The organism is Pseudomonas eucalypticola (assembly GCF_013374995.1).
Taxonomy (GTDB): Bacteria; Pseudomonadota; Gammaproteobacteria; order Pseudomonadales; family Pseudomonadaceae; genus Aquipseudomonas; species Aquipseudomonas eucalypticola.
Map to the genome: position 1 here is coordinate 5,022,269 of NZ_CP056030.1, position 15,003 is coordinate 5,037,271.

The following is a 15,003-nucleotide window of genomic DNA, read 5'->3' on the forward strand; positions in this document are numbered from 1 at the left end:
ACGCTTTGTGTTAAGGTCGTTCAATGGCTATCAAAGAAGGTATTCGCACGGGCGGCCGCAGTGCCCGTGTACAAGAGTCAGTCCACGCGGCCGTGCGCGCCCTGCTCCAGGAACAAGAGCGCGACAGCTTGACCGTGCCGCTTATCGCCAGCCGCGCGGGCGTTACGCCCTCCACCATATACCGCCGCTGGGGTGAGCTGGCCGCCCTGCTGGCCGACGTCAGCCTGGCGCGCCTGCGCCCGGACAGCGCGCCTGCGGACACCGGCACCTTGCGCAACGACCTGCTGGCCTGGGCCGAGCAGTACCTGGACGAGATGAACTCGGAACCGGGGCGCAACATGATGCGCGACTTCATCGCCAGCGGCTGTTCCAGCCAATGCGCCACGGTGCTGCGCGGGCAATTGCAGACGATACTCGCGCGCGCGGTGAAGCGCGGTGAACCGGCGCCGGATGCCGACCACTTGCTGAACCTGATCGTTGCACCGGTGGTGTACCGCATCCTGTTCGCCGAATCGGCGCCCTCGCTTGAGCACATGCATGAACTGGTGAACCTCAGCCTGAGGCGTTAGGCCGCAGTGCGACCTTGGTCGGCGCTGACGCGCCGGGCTTGGCCGTGCGAGACTGGTAGCCATCCGCACCCCCTTTGCATCGGAGCTCTTGATGTCGCTGTCCAGCGGGCTGATCGCCGCGGTCGCCCTGGCCTACATGGCCGTGATGTTCGCCATCGCTTTCTATGGCGACCGCCGCAGCACGCCGCTGTCGCCGCGCCTGCGCGCCTGGGTGTACAGCCTTTCCCTGGCGGTGTATTGCACCAGCTGGACTTTCTTCGGCGCCGTCGGCCAGGCGGCCGAGCAATTGTGGGCGTTCCTGCCCATTTACCTGGGCCCGGTGCTGCTGATGGTGTTCGCGCCCTGGGTGCAGCAAAAGATGATCCTGATCAGCAAGCAGGAAAACATCACCTCCATCGCCGACTTCATCGCTGCCCGCTACGGCAAGTCGCAGTCCCTGGCAGTCGTGGTGGCACTCATCTGCCTGGTGGGCGTGCTACCCTACATCGCGCTGCAGCTCAAAGGTATCGTGCTGGGCGTGAACCTGCTGATAGGCGCCGGTGCCGACGCCACTGGCACGCGTGTGCAGGACACCGCCCTGGTGGTGTCGCTGGTGCTGGCGCTGTTCACCATCGTCTTCGGCACCCGTAGCCTGGACGTCACCGAACACCACCGCGGCATGGTCCTGGCCATTGCCTTCGAGGCGCTGGTGAAGCTGTTCGCCTTCCTCGGCGTCGGGGCGTTCGTCACCTATGGCCTGTACGACGGCTTCGGTGACCTGCTCAACCAGGCGTCCCTGGCGCCGCGCCTGGAGAGCTATTGGCAGGAGACCATCAACTGGCCGTCCATGGTAGTGCAGACCGGCGTGGCGATGATGGCGATCATCTGCCTGCCCCGCCAGTTCCATGTCACGGTGGTGGAGAACATCGAGCCCCAGGACCTGCGGCTCGCTCGCTGGGTATTCCCCGCCTACCTGATCCTGGCCGCGTTGTTCGTGGTGCCCATCGCCCTGGCCGGGCAGATGCGCCTGCCGAGCTGGGTCATCCCTGATTCGTTCGTCATCAGCCTGCCGCTGGCCGAGGCGCACCCGGCGCTTGCCCTGCTGGCCTTCATCGGCGGCGCCAGCGCGGCCACCGGCATGGTCATCGTCGCCAGCGTGGCCCTGTCGACCATGGTGTCCAATGACATGCTGCTGCCCTGGCTGCTGCGTCGCCAGAGCGCCGAGCGGCCGTTCGAAGTATTTCGCCACTGGATGCTGTCGGTGCGGCGCATCAGTATCGTGGTCATCCTGTTGCTGGCGTACGTCAGCTACCGGTTGCTGGGCAGCACCGCCAGCCTGGCCACCATCGGCCAGATCGCCTTCGCCGCCGTGACCCAGCTGACCCCGGCCATGCTGGGGGCGCTGTACTGGAAGAAGGCCAACCGCCGCGGCGTGTTCGCCGGCCTGGCCGCCGGTACCTTCCTGTGGTTCTACACCCTGATCCTGCCCATGTCGGCCCACAGCCTGGGCCTGCCCCTGCACCTGTTCCCGGGGCTGACCTGGTTGCACAGCAACCCGCTGGGGCTGCCCATCACGCCGTTGACCCAGGGCGTGGTGCTGTCACTGGCAGGTAACTTCATCCTGTTCGCCTGGGTGTCCGCGCTGTCGCGCACGCGGGTGTCGGAGCACTGGCAGGCCGGCCGCTTCATCGGCCAGGAAACCAGCGCCCGGCCCGGCGGGCGGCTGGCCCTGTCGGTACAGATAGAGGACTTGCTGACCCTGGCCTCCCGCTTTGTCGGTGAAGACCGGGCACGGCAAAGCTTCATTCGCTTCGCCTACCGCCAGGGCATAGGGTTCAACCCCAACCAGCGCGCCGACAACGAATGGATCGCCCACACCGAACGCTTGCTGGCGGGTGTGCTAGGTAGCTCATCCACCCGCGCCGTGGTGCGCGCAGCCATCGAAGGCCGTGACATGCAGCTGGAAGATGTGGTGAAAATTGCCGACGAAGCCAGCGAAGTACTCCAGTTCAACCGTGCGTTGCTACAGGGCGCCATCGAGAACATCAGCCAGGGCGTGAGTGTCGTTGACCAGTCGCTGCACCTGGTGGCCTGGAACCGCCGTTACCTGGAGCTGTTCAATTACCCCGACGGCCTGATCACTGTCGGCCGGCCCATCGCCGATATCATCCGCTACAACGCCGAACGCGGCCTGTGCGGCCCAGGGGAAGCCGAAGTGCATGTCGCCCGACGCCTGCATTGGATGCGCCAAGGCCGCGCGCACACCTCCGAGCGGCTGTTTCCCAACGGCCGGGTGATCGAACTGATCGGCAACCCCATGCCCGGTGGCGGGTTCGTCATGAGTTTCACCGACATCACCGCGTTCCGCGAGGCCGAGCAGGCACTGACCGCGGCCAACGAAAGCCTGGAGCAACGGGTCGCCGAACGCACCCATGAACTGTCCCAATTGAACCAGGCCCTGACCCAGGCCAAGAGCACCGCCGAGGCCGCCAACCAATCGAAAACCCGCTTCCTCGCCGCCGTCAGCCACGACCTGATGCAGCCACTGAACGCCGCGCGACTGTTCTCCGCCGCGCTGTCCCACCAGGGCGACGGCCTGTCCGCCGACGCTCAGCAACTGGTGCAGCACATGGACAGCTCGCTGCGCTCGGCCGAAGATCTGATCAGTGACCTGCTCGACATCTCCCGCCTGGAAAACGGCAAGATCACCCCGGACAGCAAACCTTTCGCGTTGAGCGACCTGTACGACACCCTGGGCGCCGAGTTCAAGGCTCTGGCCCAGGAACAGGGCCTGGCGTTCCATGTGCGATCATCGGACCTGCGGATCAACAGCGATATCAAGTTGCTGCGGCGGATCCTGCAGAACTTCCTCACCAATGCCTTCCGCTACGGCAAAGGCCCGATCCTGCTGGGCGTGCGCCGCAAAGCCGGGGCCTTGAGCCTGGAAGTATGGGACCGCGGCCCAGGGATTCCGGATGACAAGCTGCAGGTGATCTTCGAGGAATTCAAGCGCCTGGACAGCCACCAGACCCGCGCCGAAAAAGGCCTGGGCCTGGGCCTGGCGATTGCCGACGGCCTGTGCCGGGTGCTGGGCCACCGCCTGCAAGTGCGGTCTTGGTCCGGCAAGGGTAGCGTGTTCAGCGTGACCGTGCCGGTGGCCAGTGTGGCCGCGCCCGCGCCCGTGGCGATCGCCAGCAAGGGCCATGACCTCAGCGGGCTGCACGTGCTGTGCGTGGACAACGAAGACAGCATCCTGGTGGGCATGAACAGCCTGCTCAGCCGTTGGGGCTGCCACGTGTTCACCGCCCGTGACCGCCTGCAGTGCCGCCACCTGCTGGACAACGGCATGCGCCCACACCTGGCGCTGGTGGACTTCCACCTGGATGAAGGCGACACCGGACCGCAACTGATGGCCTGGCTACGTACCCAGCTCAACGCCCCGATACCGGGCATGGTCATCAGCGCCGACGGCCGCCCCGAGGTATTGGACCAGGTGCATGCCGCCGGCCTGGACTACCTCGCCAAGCCCGTGAAGCCTGCGGCGCTGCGGGCATTACTGAACCGGCACCTCAGCCGGCAGTGACGCGCCTTCGGCATCGGTCATGGCGCGTTCCAGCAGGTCGGCGGGCAGGCTTTTGCTGGCGCGCGCGCCCAGCAGCTTGAGCTGCTCGGTTCGGCTCACCAGGTTGCCACGGCCATCGGTGAGCTTGTTGCGCGCCGCGCTGTAGGCCTTGTCCAATTGCTGCAGGCGGTTGCCCACCTCGTCCAGGTCCTGAATGAACAAAACGAACTTGTCGTAGAGCCACCCTGCCCGCTCGGCGATTTCCCGGGCGTTCTGGCTTTGCCTTTCCTGTTTCCACAGGCTGTCGATGACCCGCAAGGTGGCCAGCAAGGTGGTGGGGCTGACGATCACGATCTGCCGGTCGAAGGCCTCCTGGAACAGGTTCGGTTCCGCCTGCAGGGCCGCCGAGAAGGCCGCCTCGATGGGCACGAACAGCAGGACGAAGTCCAGGCTGTGCAGGCCTTCCAGGCGCTTGTAGTCTTTGCCCGACAGCCCCTTGACGTGGTTGCGCAGCGACAGCACGTGCTGCTTCAGGGCTACTTGGGACACCGCCGGGTCGTCGGCACTGATGTACTGTTGGTACGCGGTGAGGCTGACCTTGGAGTCGACCACCACTTGTTTGTCACCGGGCAGCATGATCAGCACGTCGGGCTGGAAGCGCTCACCGTCCGGGCCTTTCAGGCTGACCTGGGTCTGGTACTCGCGGCCCTTCTCCAGGCCCGCGTGTTCCAGTACCCGCTCCAGAATCAGCTCGCCCCAGTTGCCCTGGGTTTTCTGGCCCTTCAGTGCCTGGGTGAGGTTGGTGGCTTCGTCGCTCAGTCGCTGGTTCAGTTGCTGCAGGCGCTCCAGTTCCTTGCCCAGCGAAAACCGCTCACGGGCCTCCTGCTGGTAGCTTTCTTCCACGCGCTTTTCGAACGACTGGATGCGTTCCTTGAGCGGGTCGAGCAATTGCCCAAGACGTTGCTGGCTGGTCTCGGCAAAGCGCTGCTCGCGCTCATCGAAGATCTTCCCAGCCAACTCGGCAAACTGCGCGCGCAGCTCGTCCCGCGAACCCTGCAAGTCGGTCAGCCGCTGCTGATGGCTGTCCTGCTGCTCGCGCAACTCGGCCTGCAGGCCCGCGCACTCGGCCGCCAGCCGGCGCAACTCGCCTTCCTTGCCGTTGCGCTCGAGGCTCCAGGCATGGGCGGCATCCCGGGCGTTGTCACGCTCGATCTGCAGCAGCTCCAGTTCGCGGCCCTGGGCGGCCAGCTCGGCCTGCTTCACACCATTGGCCTGGGCCAGGTCGCTGATTTCGTCACGGCAGGCATCCAGTTGTGCGTTTAGGCCATCCTGGGCCAACTGCGCGGTTGCCAGGCGCTCGTTCAGCAGCGCGGTGTCGGCGTTCACGCGGCTCAGGCGCCGCTGCAACTGAAACGCCAGCGCCAGGCTGGGTACCCCCGCTAGCAACAAGCCAAGCAACAGGCTGGTGATGTCCAAAGCCATTTCAAATCCCACCGCGTTCAAACAAAGGCACAGTCTGAGCGAAGCGACGACCGGCGGCAAACCGATGATGCGTTCTGCCTCTGGTCGGGCGATAGCCGCACATTTTTGAACAACACCTGAAAAAAAATATCGGTGCCTGCACAATGCAAAATATTCTCATCGAAGCATTGACATAATCAGATGAAGACTTGCCCCGACACATGAAATTACCGAGCACGCCCGTGCTAGAGCAAGCGCTCGGGACAATCCACAGAAGCTGTGGATAACTCAGTGGACAACCCCCTCCCGATGCCCGCAAACCCCGGTAGAATGGGGCTTTCAGTCAAACTGACGATTTTTTCACCAGCTCAAAAAAGCGTTTTTTTTCATTGACTTAAATTTTCAGTCGAGCATAGGGGTGGGATGGGCAAGGGCTTTGCAAGGAAATTGCAGATGAGGGGAGTGATGTGCACAACCGCCCTGATTGGAGGCAATGGACCGCACCATGTTCGGTCTCGATGTCAAGCTCTACCGAGGAAAACACCTCGCCAGGGGGTTCCCAATGCACGACTAAAGGTGCAAACTGGCCTGCTGCGCTACTAGACCAAAGCGGTAACGGATTGCTAGCCGCAAGACGCTCCCTGACCAGCCGCTACCGCCGCCGCGTAACAAAACAGTTGCCAAGGCGCCAGGACTTGATGTAGCCTTGAAAATGTTAGTACCAAGCTGAAAGTCAATTTACGGTCGACAAAGTCCTCCAGCACGTCGTTCGCAGCAAAGCGAACCCCCTGCTGAAACAGCGGACCGACCTACTCGATGGTTTCCAGGTAAACACTTCACGATCCTCGCACATTGACGAGCATCGCTGCCAAGCCTCTTTACTCTGACCTAACCAACCTGCTGATTGATCAGGATCTTCACCCACGGGCTGTGAACCTTTGCCCCGGTGTGTTGCCTGTCCTCCTAAGTACCTACCGGTCAGCCCAAGCGCCACATTTGAAATGCGCTTCACACTGGCTGCTTTTGTTCCAGTCAGGTTCTTCGTTCGGCCAATGGTGGCCCACGTTACTGGAACGTTTTTAGTGCGCACGGATCTTATCCGTGTCTTTTGCAGGAACATCCAATAACTATGAACACTATCCACACTCAAGATGCCATTCGCACCCTGACCCACGCCTTTGCACCGTTGAACTGCCTGATCATGGCCGCTCGCAAAGGCTGCTTCAGCTTCACGATCGTCAACGAGCACGGTATTGCCCGTCACAGCGAACGCCTGTACCCGGAACAATACTCCAGCGCCGAGCCGCTGCAGGCCGTTATCGACCGTACGCGCCAGGCACTGGTTGCCTGAGGCAACCGCAACACCCCAAGGCCCCGCTCTGATGCGGGGCTTTTTTATGGCCGCTTGGCGGCCAGCTGCAGGTCGCCAAGCAGCGCCTTGCCTGGGTAACTTGCAGGGCCTCCCTTATTTCCCTGTGGCATATTCATGACGGCTGGGCCCAGGCAAATAATTTAAAAACAGCCCTTTACAGCACACATATGACACTACACTTCAATTCAAGCGGTGCACGCCGCTTCCGGCGGGGCCGTCCAATTCACTGCTGCCAAGCACCCTAGCCCCGCCGGCCAGACAGGAGAGGTCGCAGGGCTTTATGGGCATCGCCGCACGGGAATTGAGCCAGTATGTGATTCGCCCAACCTTGTTGTACCTGGGGCGTCATTGCGCGAATGCCGAAGCATTGCTGCTGGGCGTCGCGGCCAGCCAGTCGGCCCTGGGCAGTGAATTGCACGGCCGGCGAGGCCATGGCCTGTATCGGATTGGCGCCCTTCGCCATCAGGCGTTGTGGGACCGCTACCTGGCGCTGGACCCCGAACTGGCCAGCCTGGTGCGCGGCCTGGCCAGCCAGCATGCTTTTTTAAGTGGCCCGCATCAGGAATTGACCGTCAATCTGCGATACGCCACGGCCATCGCCTGGCTATTGATAGAACAGCAGAAAACGCCCTTGCCACAGGCCGATGATCTCATCGGCATGGCCAGAATATGGCGTCAAACCTTCCAACCCCAGGGGCGCATCAGGGATTTTACTGCCGCCTGGGCACGCTGCATCACGACACCTGACAGATTAGCCAGCTGATGGTTGTGGCATAACGCCAGCTTATAAGCCATCAATCTGGTCGGATTGTCCTACAAAACCGCTCTATCTCAAGCGATACGGGCTATAGCGCCGCCGCGAAAATGTTGGTAGTTTTCGCTTCGGTGATCACATGGAGTTCTAATAATGAAAAAAGTAATGCTCAAGACCACACTCAGCATCGCCGTAACGCTCGCTTCCACCCAACTGTTCGCCAGTGGCTTTGCCATCAACGAAACCAGTATCAGCGGGATGGGTACCGGGTTCGCCGGCCGCTCTTCGTCTGCCGATGACGCCAGCACCATTTATGGCAACCCTGCCGGCATGTCGCGCCTCAAGCACGAACAAGTGACCGTGGGGGCCGCGGTCATCGATGCCAAGACCGATATCAGCAACACGCGCGCAACCTTGGGCGGCAAGGAAGATGGCGACATGGTGCCGCTGACTGCCGTGCCCATGGGCTACTACGTCAAGCCCATCGACGACCACTGGGCGTTCGGTGTCGGCTTCTACGTACCGTTCGGTCTGATCACCGACTACGGCAGCGACTTCGCCGGCCGTTACTACGCCAACAAGAGCAAGGTGTCGGTGTACACCTTCCAGCCGACCGTCAGCTACGCCTTCAATGACATGGTATCGATCGGTTTCGGCCCGACCATCAACCGCATCGATGGCGAACTGAGCTCCCAGGTACCGACTGCCTCCAGCCCCGGCGTCAACGACGGCAAGGTCAAGATCAACGGCGATGACACCGCCATCGGCTTCAACGCCGGTATCCTGGTACAGGCTACCCCCACTACCAGCCTGGGCCTGACCTACCACTCCAAGGTTGATTACCACCTGGACGGTGACACCAAGGTCACCGGCGGCACGTTCGCCCTGCTGGGCCTGGGCGGCCGCAGCTTTGACGCTTCCCTCGACCTGACCACCCCCGAGTCCGTCGACTTCTCCGTTACCCAGAAAGTGGGCGACGACTGGACCCTGTACGCCGGCAGCACCTGGACCCGCTGGAGCCGCCTCAAAGACATCACCGTGGAGAACTCGGGCGTACCGACGCTGCTGTCCAGCTCGCTGGGCACCATTACCGAAGAGCAGAACTGGCACGACACCTGGGCCCACGCCATTGGTGCCGCCTACCAGCTGAACAAGGAAGTGGTACTGCGCGCCGGCTACTCGGTCGACCAATCGCCTACCAACAACGTCAACCGCTCGCCACGCATCCCGACGGGCGACCGTCAAGCCGTCAGCTTCGGCGTGGGCTGGACCCCAGTGGACAACATCACCCTGGACTTCGCCTATTCCTACCTGTGGGAAGAAAGCGTGAAGGTCAACGAAGTCTCCGCTTCGAAACTGGCCTACAGCTCCAAGTACAAGAACAGCGCCAGCGGTTTCGGTACCTCGATCACCTACCGCTTCTGATTCCATGCTTGCAGCAAAAAACCCGCCTCGGCGGGTTTTTTTCGTTTACCCCACCCATACGCCGCATCAGGGCTTGGAGGCGATCGCCTTTTCCACGGCGGCGATCAGATCGGGGTCGTCAGGTTTGGTGATGCTGGAAAAGCTCGCCACCACATTGCCCTGGCGGTCCACCACGTACTTGTAGAAATTCCACTTCGGCGTACTGCTCTGCTTGGCCAGCACCTTGAACAGGTGGGTGGCGTCAGCACCCCGCACGGCAGTGGGGCGGGTCATGGTGAAGGTGACGCCGTAGTTGGCGTAACAGACCTTGGCGGTTTCAGCGGTGTCCTGGGCTTCCTGCTTGAAGTCATTGGAGGGTACACCGATCATCTCCAGGCCCTGGCCCTTGTACCGGCTATAGAGGCCCTCCAGGCCGCTGAACTGCGGGGCAAAGCCGCAATAGCTGGCGGTGTTGACCACCACCAGTGGCTTGCCGGCAAAGCGCTGGCACAGGTCGATGGGCGTCCCACCCCGCAGCGCCAGCATCTGGCCTTGCAGCAGTTCGGGGCAACCGGCGGCGAAAGCCGAACCGGTCATGAGCACAAGCGGTAATGCCAACCAGCGCAGGGCCATCGGTGTTGCTCCTTATCGACCGTTACCTTCAGTGTAGGAGCTCGCCCGAAGGCTCGGAACCCCACCCCTACCCCATTGAAACTTATATCACGCCGTCCGCCTCTGAGCCTTTAAGCCCCCAGCGAAAGGCTCGCCCATGGACCTCGTCATCGCCCGCCCCGAAGGCCTGTATTGCCCGCCCGGCGATTTCTACATAGACCCCTGGCGCCCCGTGGCGCGCTCGGTGATTACTCACGGCCATGGCGACCATGCTCGCACGGGCAACAGCCACTACCTGGCCGCCAGCCCGGGTGCCGGCATCCTGCGCGCGCGGCTCGGCGCCGACATCAATCTGCAGACCCTGGCCTACGGTGAACGCCTGGTGCACCACGGGGTAACGCTCAGCTTTCATCCGGCCGGCCACGTGCTGGGGTCCGCTCAAGTGCGGCTGGAATACCAGGGCGAAGTCTGGGTGGCGTCCGGCGACTACAAGGTGGAAGCCGATGGCACCTGCGCACCGTTCGAACCGGTACGCTGCCATACGTTCATCACCGAATCCACCTTCGGCCTGCCTATTTACCGCTGGCAGCCGCAGCGGGAGATCTTCAGCGAAATCGACACCTGGTGGCGGGCCAATGCCCAGGCAGGCAAGGCCAGCGTCTTGTTCGCCTATGCCTTTGGCAAGGCCCAGCGCATCCTGCATGGCATCGATGCCAGCATCGGGCCGATCCTGGTGCATGGCGCGGTAGAGCCGCTGAACCGGGTGTACCGCGAAGGTGGCATCCACATTCCCGACACCCACTACGCCGGTGATTTCAAAAAAACCGACCCGGCCCTGCGTCAGGCGCTGATCCTGGCGCCCCCCTCGGCGGGTGGCAGCACCTGGATGCGCCGCTTTGGCGATTACAGTGACGCCTTCGCCAGTGGCTGGATGCGCCTGCGCGGCACCCGCCGCCGGCGCGGCGTGGACCGCGGCTTCGTGCTGTCGGACCACGCCGATTGGCCTGGGCTGTTGTGGGCCATCGAACAGACCGGCGCTGAACGGGTAATGGTCACCCACGGCTCGGTGGCGGTGCTGGTGCGCTACCTGCGCGGCTTGGGCCTGGACGCCCAGGGTTTCACCACCGAGTACGGCGACGAAGACGACGACAAGGTGGCCACCGCATGAAAGCCTTTGCCCAACTGTATGCCCGCCTGGACGAAACTACCTCCACCAACGCCAAGCGCCAGGCGCTGGAAGACTATTTCACCCAGGCCGACGCGGCCGATGCCGCCTGGGCCGTGTACTTCCTCTCCGGCGGGCGCCCCCGGCAACTGGTGCCCAGCCGGGTGCTGCGCGAGATAGCGGTGGCCACCAGCGGCATCCCCGACTGGCTGTTCGAAGAAAGCTACCAGGCCGTTGGTGACCTGGCCGAAACCTTTTCGCTATTGCTACCGGAAACCGACCACAGCAGCGATCAGGGCCTGGCCTGGTGGGTAGAGCAGGCCCTGCTGCCCCTGCGCGGCCTGCCAGCGGAAACCCTGGCCGAGCGCCTGCCGGCGATGTGGGCGCAGCTGGACCGGCAAAGCCTGATGCTGTGCCTGAAGCTGATCACCGGCAGCTTCCGGGTGGGCGTATCGAAATTGCTGGTCACCCGTGCCCTCGCGCAACTGGCCGGCATCGACAGCAAGCGCGTGGCCCAGCGCCTGGTGGGCTATACCGACTTGTCCCACCGCCCCACCGCCGACAGTTATCGCCGGCTGATCGCCGCCGAATCGGCTGACGAACATGCCCAGCGTGGTGGTCAGCCCTACCCCTTCTTTCTCGCCCATGCACTGCAGCAACCTGTGGAGCAGTTCGACGCCCTCATCGGCCCGGTCAGCGACTGGCAGGTGGAATGGAAGTGGGACGGCATCCGCGCGCAGCTGGTCAAGCGCGATGGCCAGCTATGGGTGTGGTCACGTGGTGAAGAGCTGGTGTCCGACCGGTTTCCCGAACTGCAGATTCTGGTCGACGGCCTGCCCGATGGCACGGTCATTGACGGCGAGATCGTGGTGTGGAATGAAGGCGTACAGCCCTTCGCCCTGTTGCAGCAGCGCATCGGCCGCAAGACCCTGAGCAAGAAGATGCTGACCGAGGTTCCCGTGGCCGTGCTGGCCTACGACCTGCTGGAATGGCAAGGCCATGACTGGCGCAATGAACCCCAACACCAGCGCCGCCGCCAGCTGGAACAGGTGGTGGCCAGTGCCGACCTGCCAGTGCTGCGCCTGTCCCCTCTGGTGCAAGGTGATAGCTGGCAGGCCCTGGCCGAGCAACGCGAGCATTCCCGGCGCCTGGGCGTTGAGGGCATGATGCTCAAGGCCCGCGAAGCACTGTATGGCGTCGGGCGCACCAAGGACATGGGGGTGTGGTGGAAATGGAAAGTGGACCCGTTCAGCGTCGACGCCGTGCTGATCTACGCGCAGGCCGGCCACGGCCGACGCGCCAGCCTCTACACCGACTACACCTTCGCGGTCTGGGACGGCCCTGCCGAAGCCAGTGAGCGCACCCTGGTGCCCTTCGCCAAAGCGTATTCGGGGCTGACCGACGAAGAAATGCGCCAGGTGGACGCCATCGTGCGCAGGACCACCGTGGAGAAGTTCGGCCCGGTGCGCAGCGTGCGCCCCACCCTGGTGTTTGAATTGGGTTTCGAGGGCATTGCCCTGTCAAAACGTCATAAAAGCGGCATTGCCGTACGTTTTCCACGCATGTTGCGCTGGCGACATGACAAGCCAGTGGAAGAAGCCGATAGTCTGGCTACGCTGCAAGACCTGCTGAGCTGATTGCACGCATTTGGTGCGCGCTTTCCGGGTCGCCCGATTTTGGGCATGGCGGCGTTCCAGAGCCTTCGCGGGTGCTCCATTTAAACGCCCGTTCGTGGACTATGGTGCGGAAATTGCTATCACAATGATGTCTGGCATTTGCCGGTAACGAATGTCGCGTACCTCTGTACGCTCTTCTCAGGTTCTAAGGACTGCACAATGAAAAAAGCATTGCTGACCCTTTCTGCACTGGCCTTATGTTTGTCTGCTGGCGCCGCGATGGCCAAGGATTACAAGGTACTGCGTTTCGGCGTGGACCCGTCCTACGCCCCGTTTGAATCCAAGGCCGCCGATGGCAGCCTGGTGGGCTTCGACATCGACCTGGGCAACGCCATCTGCAAAGAGCTGAAAGTGCAGTGCAAATGGGTCGAGAACGACTTCGACGGCATGGTGCCCGGCCTCAACGCCGGTAAATTCGACGGGGTGATCTCGTCCATGACCGTGACCGAAGCACGGGAAAAGGTCATCGACTTCTCCAGCGAGCTGTTCTCCGGCCCGACTGCGCTGGTGTTCAAAAAAGGTGCAGCCTACGGTACTCCCGAATCGCTGAAAGGCAAGACCGTGGGTTATGAGCAAGGCACCATCCAGGAAGCCTACGCCAAGGCCAAGCTGGAACCGGCCGGGGTGAAGATCCAGCCGTACGCCAACCAGGACCAGGTCTACGCTGACTTGACCAATGGCCGGCTGGACGCCTCCATCCAGGACATGCTGCAGGCCGAGCTGGGCTTCCTGAAATCGCCACAGGGCGCCGACTACGAAGTCAGCAAGCCGGTCGACGACCCGCTGCTGCCAGCCAAGACCGCCGTCGGTATCAAGAAAGGTAACAAAGAGCTCAAGGCCCTGCTGGACAAAGGTATCGAAGCGTTACACAAAGATGGCACCTACGACGCCATCCAGAAAAAACACTTCGGTGACCTGAACCTGTACAGCGGTAAGTAACATTTGGTAACGACGCCTTCCCCTCTCCAGGGGAGGGCGTTTTTTCTACCTGCACAGGCCTGATCCATGTTCGATGACCTATTACAAAACCTGGGGCTTTCGGCATTCAGCTTGAAGGGCTTCGGCCCCATCCTGCTGCAAGGCACCTGGATGACCATCAAGCTTGCCGTGCTGTCGTTGCTGGTAAGCGTTTGCCTGGGGCTGCTGGGCGCCACCGCCAAGTTGTCCAGTGTCAAACTGCTGCGCGTGCCCGCCCAGCTCTACACCACCCTGATCCGCGGCGTGCCTGACCTGGTGCTGATGCTGCTGATCTTCTACAGCCTGCAGACCTGGCTGACCAATTTCACCGACGCCATGGACTGGGACTACATCGAGATCGACCCCTTCGTCTCGGGGGTGATCACCCTGGGTTTCATCTATGGTGCCTATTTCACCGAAACGTTCCGTGGCGCCATCCTCGCCGTGCCACGCGGCCAAGTGGAAGCGGCCACCGCCTACGGGCTCAAGCGCGGCCAGCGCTTTCGCTACGTGGTGTTCCCGCAAATGATGCGCTTTGCCCTGCCGGGCATCGGCAATAACTGGATGGTGATGCTCAAGGCCACCGCCCTGGTGTCGATCATCGGCCTGGCGGACGTGGTCAAGGCCGCGCAGGACGCCGGCAAGAGTACCTACCAACTGTTCTACTTCCTGGTCCTGGCGGCCATCATCTACTTGCTGATCACCAGTGCGTCCAACATCGTGTTGCGCTGGGCCGAACGGCGTTACAGCGCGGGCAACCGGGAGGCGGTGCGATGATCGAATTGCTGCAACAGTACTGGCGCCCGTTCCTGTATTCCGACGGCCAGCACATCACCGGGCTGGCCATGACCATGTGGCTGCTCAGCGCCTCCATCGCCATCGGCTTCGTGGTGTCGATTCCACTGTCCATCGCCCGGGTATCCAACCACTTCTGGCTGCGCTGGCCGGTGCAGTTCTATACCTACCTGTTTCGCGGCACGCCGCTCTACATCCAGTTGCTGATCTGCTACACCGGTATCTACAGCATTGCGGCGGTGCGCGAGCAGCCGGTGCTGGATGCGTTCTTCCGCGATGCCATGAACTGCACCATCCTGGCCTTCGCGCTGAACACCTGCGCCTACACCACCGAGATATTCGCCGGTGCCATCCGCAGCATGAACCACGGTGAAGTGGAGGCCGCCAAGGCTTACGGCCTTACCGGCTGGAAACTCTATACCTACGTGATCATGCCGTCGGCGCTGCGCCGCTCGCTGCCGTTCTACAGCAACGAAGTGATCCTGATGCTGCACTCCACCACCGTGGCCTTTACCGCCACGGTGCCGGATATTCTCAAGGTGGCCCGGGACGCCAACTCGGCGACCTTCCTCACCTTCCAATCGTTCGGCATCGCCGCGCTGATCTACCTGGCCATCACCTTCACCCTGGTCGGCCTGTTCCGCCTGGCTGAACGCCGCTGGCTGGCCTTCCTCGGCCCCGCGCACTAGGACCCGAT

General features: G+C 62.5%; 12 protein-coding genes. 10 read left to right on the forward strand and 2 right to left on the reverse strand.

The features are described from left to right. The first annotated feature begins 23 nt into the window (after positions 1 to 23). Both HWQ56_RS22340 and HWQ56_RS22345 read left to right on the forward strand, forming a co-directional pair. The gene (locus HWQ56_RS22340; protein WP_176571798.1) at positions 24 to 569 is read left to right on the forward strand and encodes a TetR/AcrR family transcriptional regulator; all 546 of its coding nucleotides are present in this window, start codon (positions 24 to 26) and stop codon (positions 567 to 569) included. A gap of 91 nt (positions 570 to 660) precedes the next feature. After that, a complete protein-coding gene (locus HWQ56_RS22345; protein WP_158154236.1) occupies positions 661 to 4,131 on the forward strand; it encodes a hybrid sensor histidine kinase/response regulator in 3,471 nt (1,156 codons plus the stop codon). On the opposite strand, the gene HWQ56_RS22350 is transcribed toward HWQ56_RS22345, so the two are convergent. Next, positions 4,102 to 5,478 carry a DNA recombination protein RmuC gene (locus HWQ56_RS22350; protein ID WP_176572467.1) on the reverse strand — a complete coding sequence of 459 codons (1,377 nt, stop codon included), beginning with the start codon at positions 5,476 to 5,478 and terminating at the stop codon, positions 4,102 to 4,104. The genes HWQ56_RS22345 and HWQ56_RS22350 overlap by 30 nt on opposite strands. Before the next feature lie 1,222 nt (positions 5,479 to 6,700). Between HWQ56_RS22350 and HWQ56_RS22355 the strand changes: the two genes are divergently transcribed. From HWQ56_RS22355 to HWQ56_RS22365, 3 genes are all read left to right on the forward strand, one after another. Continuing rightward, complete coding sequence (locus HWQ56_RS22355; RefSeq protein WP_158155104.1) at positions 6,701 to 6,922, forward strand: hypothetical protein; 222 nt, start codon at positions 6,701 to 6,703, stop codon at positions 6,920 to 6,922. 301 nt (positions 6,923 to 7,223) lie between these two features. Continuing rightward, positions 7,224 to 7,706 carry a hypothetical protein gene (locus tag HWQ56_RS22360; protein ID WP_158155103.1) on the forward strand — a complete coding sequence of 161 codons (483 nt, stop codon included), beginning with the start codon at positions 7,224 to 7,226 and terminating at the stop codon, positions 7,704 to 7,706. A gap of 144 nt (positions 7,707 to 7,850) precedes the next feature. Continuing rightward, a complete protein-coding gene (locus tag HWQ56_RS22365) occupies positions 7,851 to 9,122 on the forward strand; it encodes an OmpP1/FadL family transporter (RefSeq protein WP_158155101.1) in 1,272 nt (423 codons plus the stop codon). A 66-nt stretch (positions 9,123 to 9,188) separates the two neighbouring features. Here the strand turns inward: HWQ56_RS22365 and HWQ56_RS22370 are convergent, their stop codons facing one another. Then, complete coding sequence (locus HWQ56_RS22370) at positions 9,189 to 9,734, reverse strand: glutathione peroxidase (RefSeq protein ID WP_176571799.1); 546 nt, start codon at positions 9,732 to 9,734, stop codon at positions 9,189 to 9,191. A 136-nt stretch (positions 9,735 to 9,870) separates the two neighbouring features. Here HWQ56_RS22370 and HWQ56_RS22375 point away from each other — a divergent pair, with 136 nt between their 5' ends. The 5 genes from HWQ56_RS22375 (at position 9,871) to HWQ56_RS22395 (ending at position 14,995) form a co-directional block, all read left to right on the forward strand. Continuing rightward, positions 9,871 to 10,881, forward strand: a complete 1,011-nt coding sequence (locus HWQ56_RS22375) for a ligase-associated DNA damage response exonuclease (protein ID WP_158155098.1) — start codon at positions 9,871 to 9,873, stop codon at positions 10,879 to 10,881. Next, positions 10,878 to 12,515 carry an ATP-dependent DNA ligase gene (locus tag HWQ56_RS22380; RefSeq protein WP_176571800.1) on the forward strand — a complete coding sequence of 546 codons (1,638 nt, stop codon included), beginning with the start codon at positions 10,878 to 10,880 and terminating at the stop codon, positions 12,513 to 12,515. Before HWQ56_RS22375 ends, HWQ56_RS22380 begins: the two co-directional genes overlap by 4 nt. 198 nt (positions 12,516 to 12,713) lie before the next feature. Next, on the forward strand, positions 12,714 to 13,493 hold the full coding sequence (locus tag HWQ56_RS22385; protein ID WP_158155095.1) for a transporter substrate-binding domain-containing protein: 780 nt from the start codon (positions 12,714 to 12,716) through the stop codon (positions 13,491 to 13,493). Positions 13,494 to 13,559: 66 nt separating this feature from the next. Beyond that, positions 13,560 to 14,288: an ABC transporter permease gene (locus HWQ56_RS22390; protein ID WP_176571801.1), complete on the forward strand. Its 729-nt coding sequence runs from the start codon at positions 13,560 to 13,562 to the stop codon at positions 14,286 to 14,288. Beyond that, positions 14,285 to 14,995, forward strand: coding sequence for an ABC transporter permease (locus tag HWQ56_RS22395; RefSeq protein WP_158155093.1), 711 nt, complete (start codon positions 14,285 to 14,287; stop codon positions 14,993 to 14,995). The genes HWQ56_RS22390 and HWQ56_RS22395 overlap by 4 nt, the downstream gene beginning before the upstream one ends. The last annotated feature ends 8 nt before the right edge of the window (positions 14,996 to 15,003 follow it).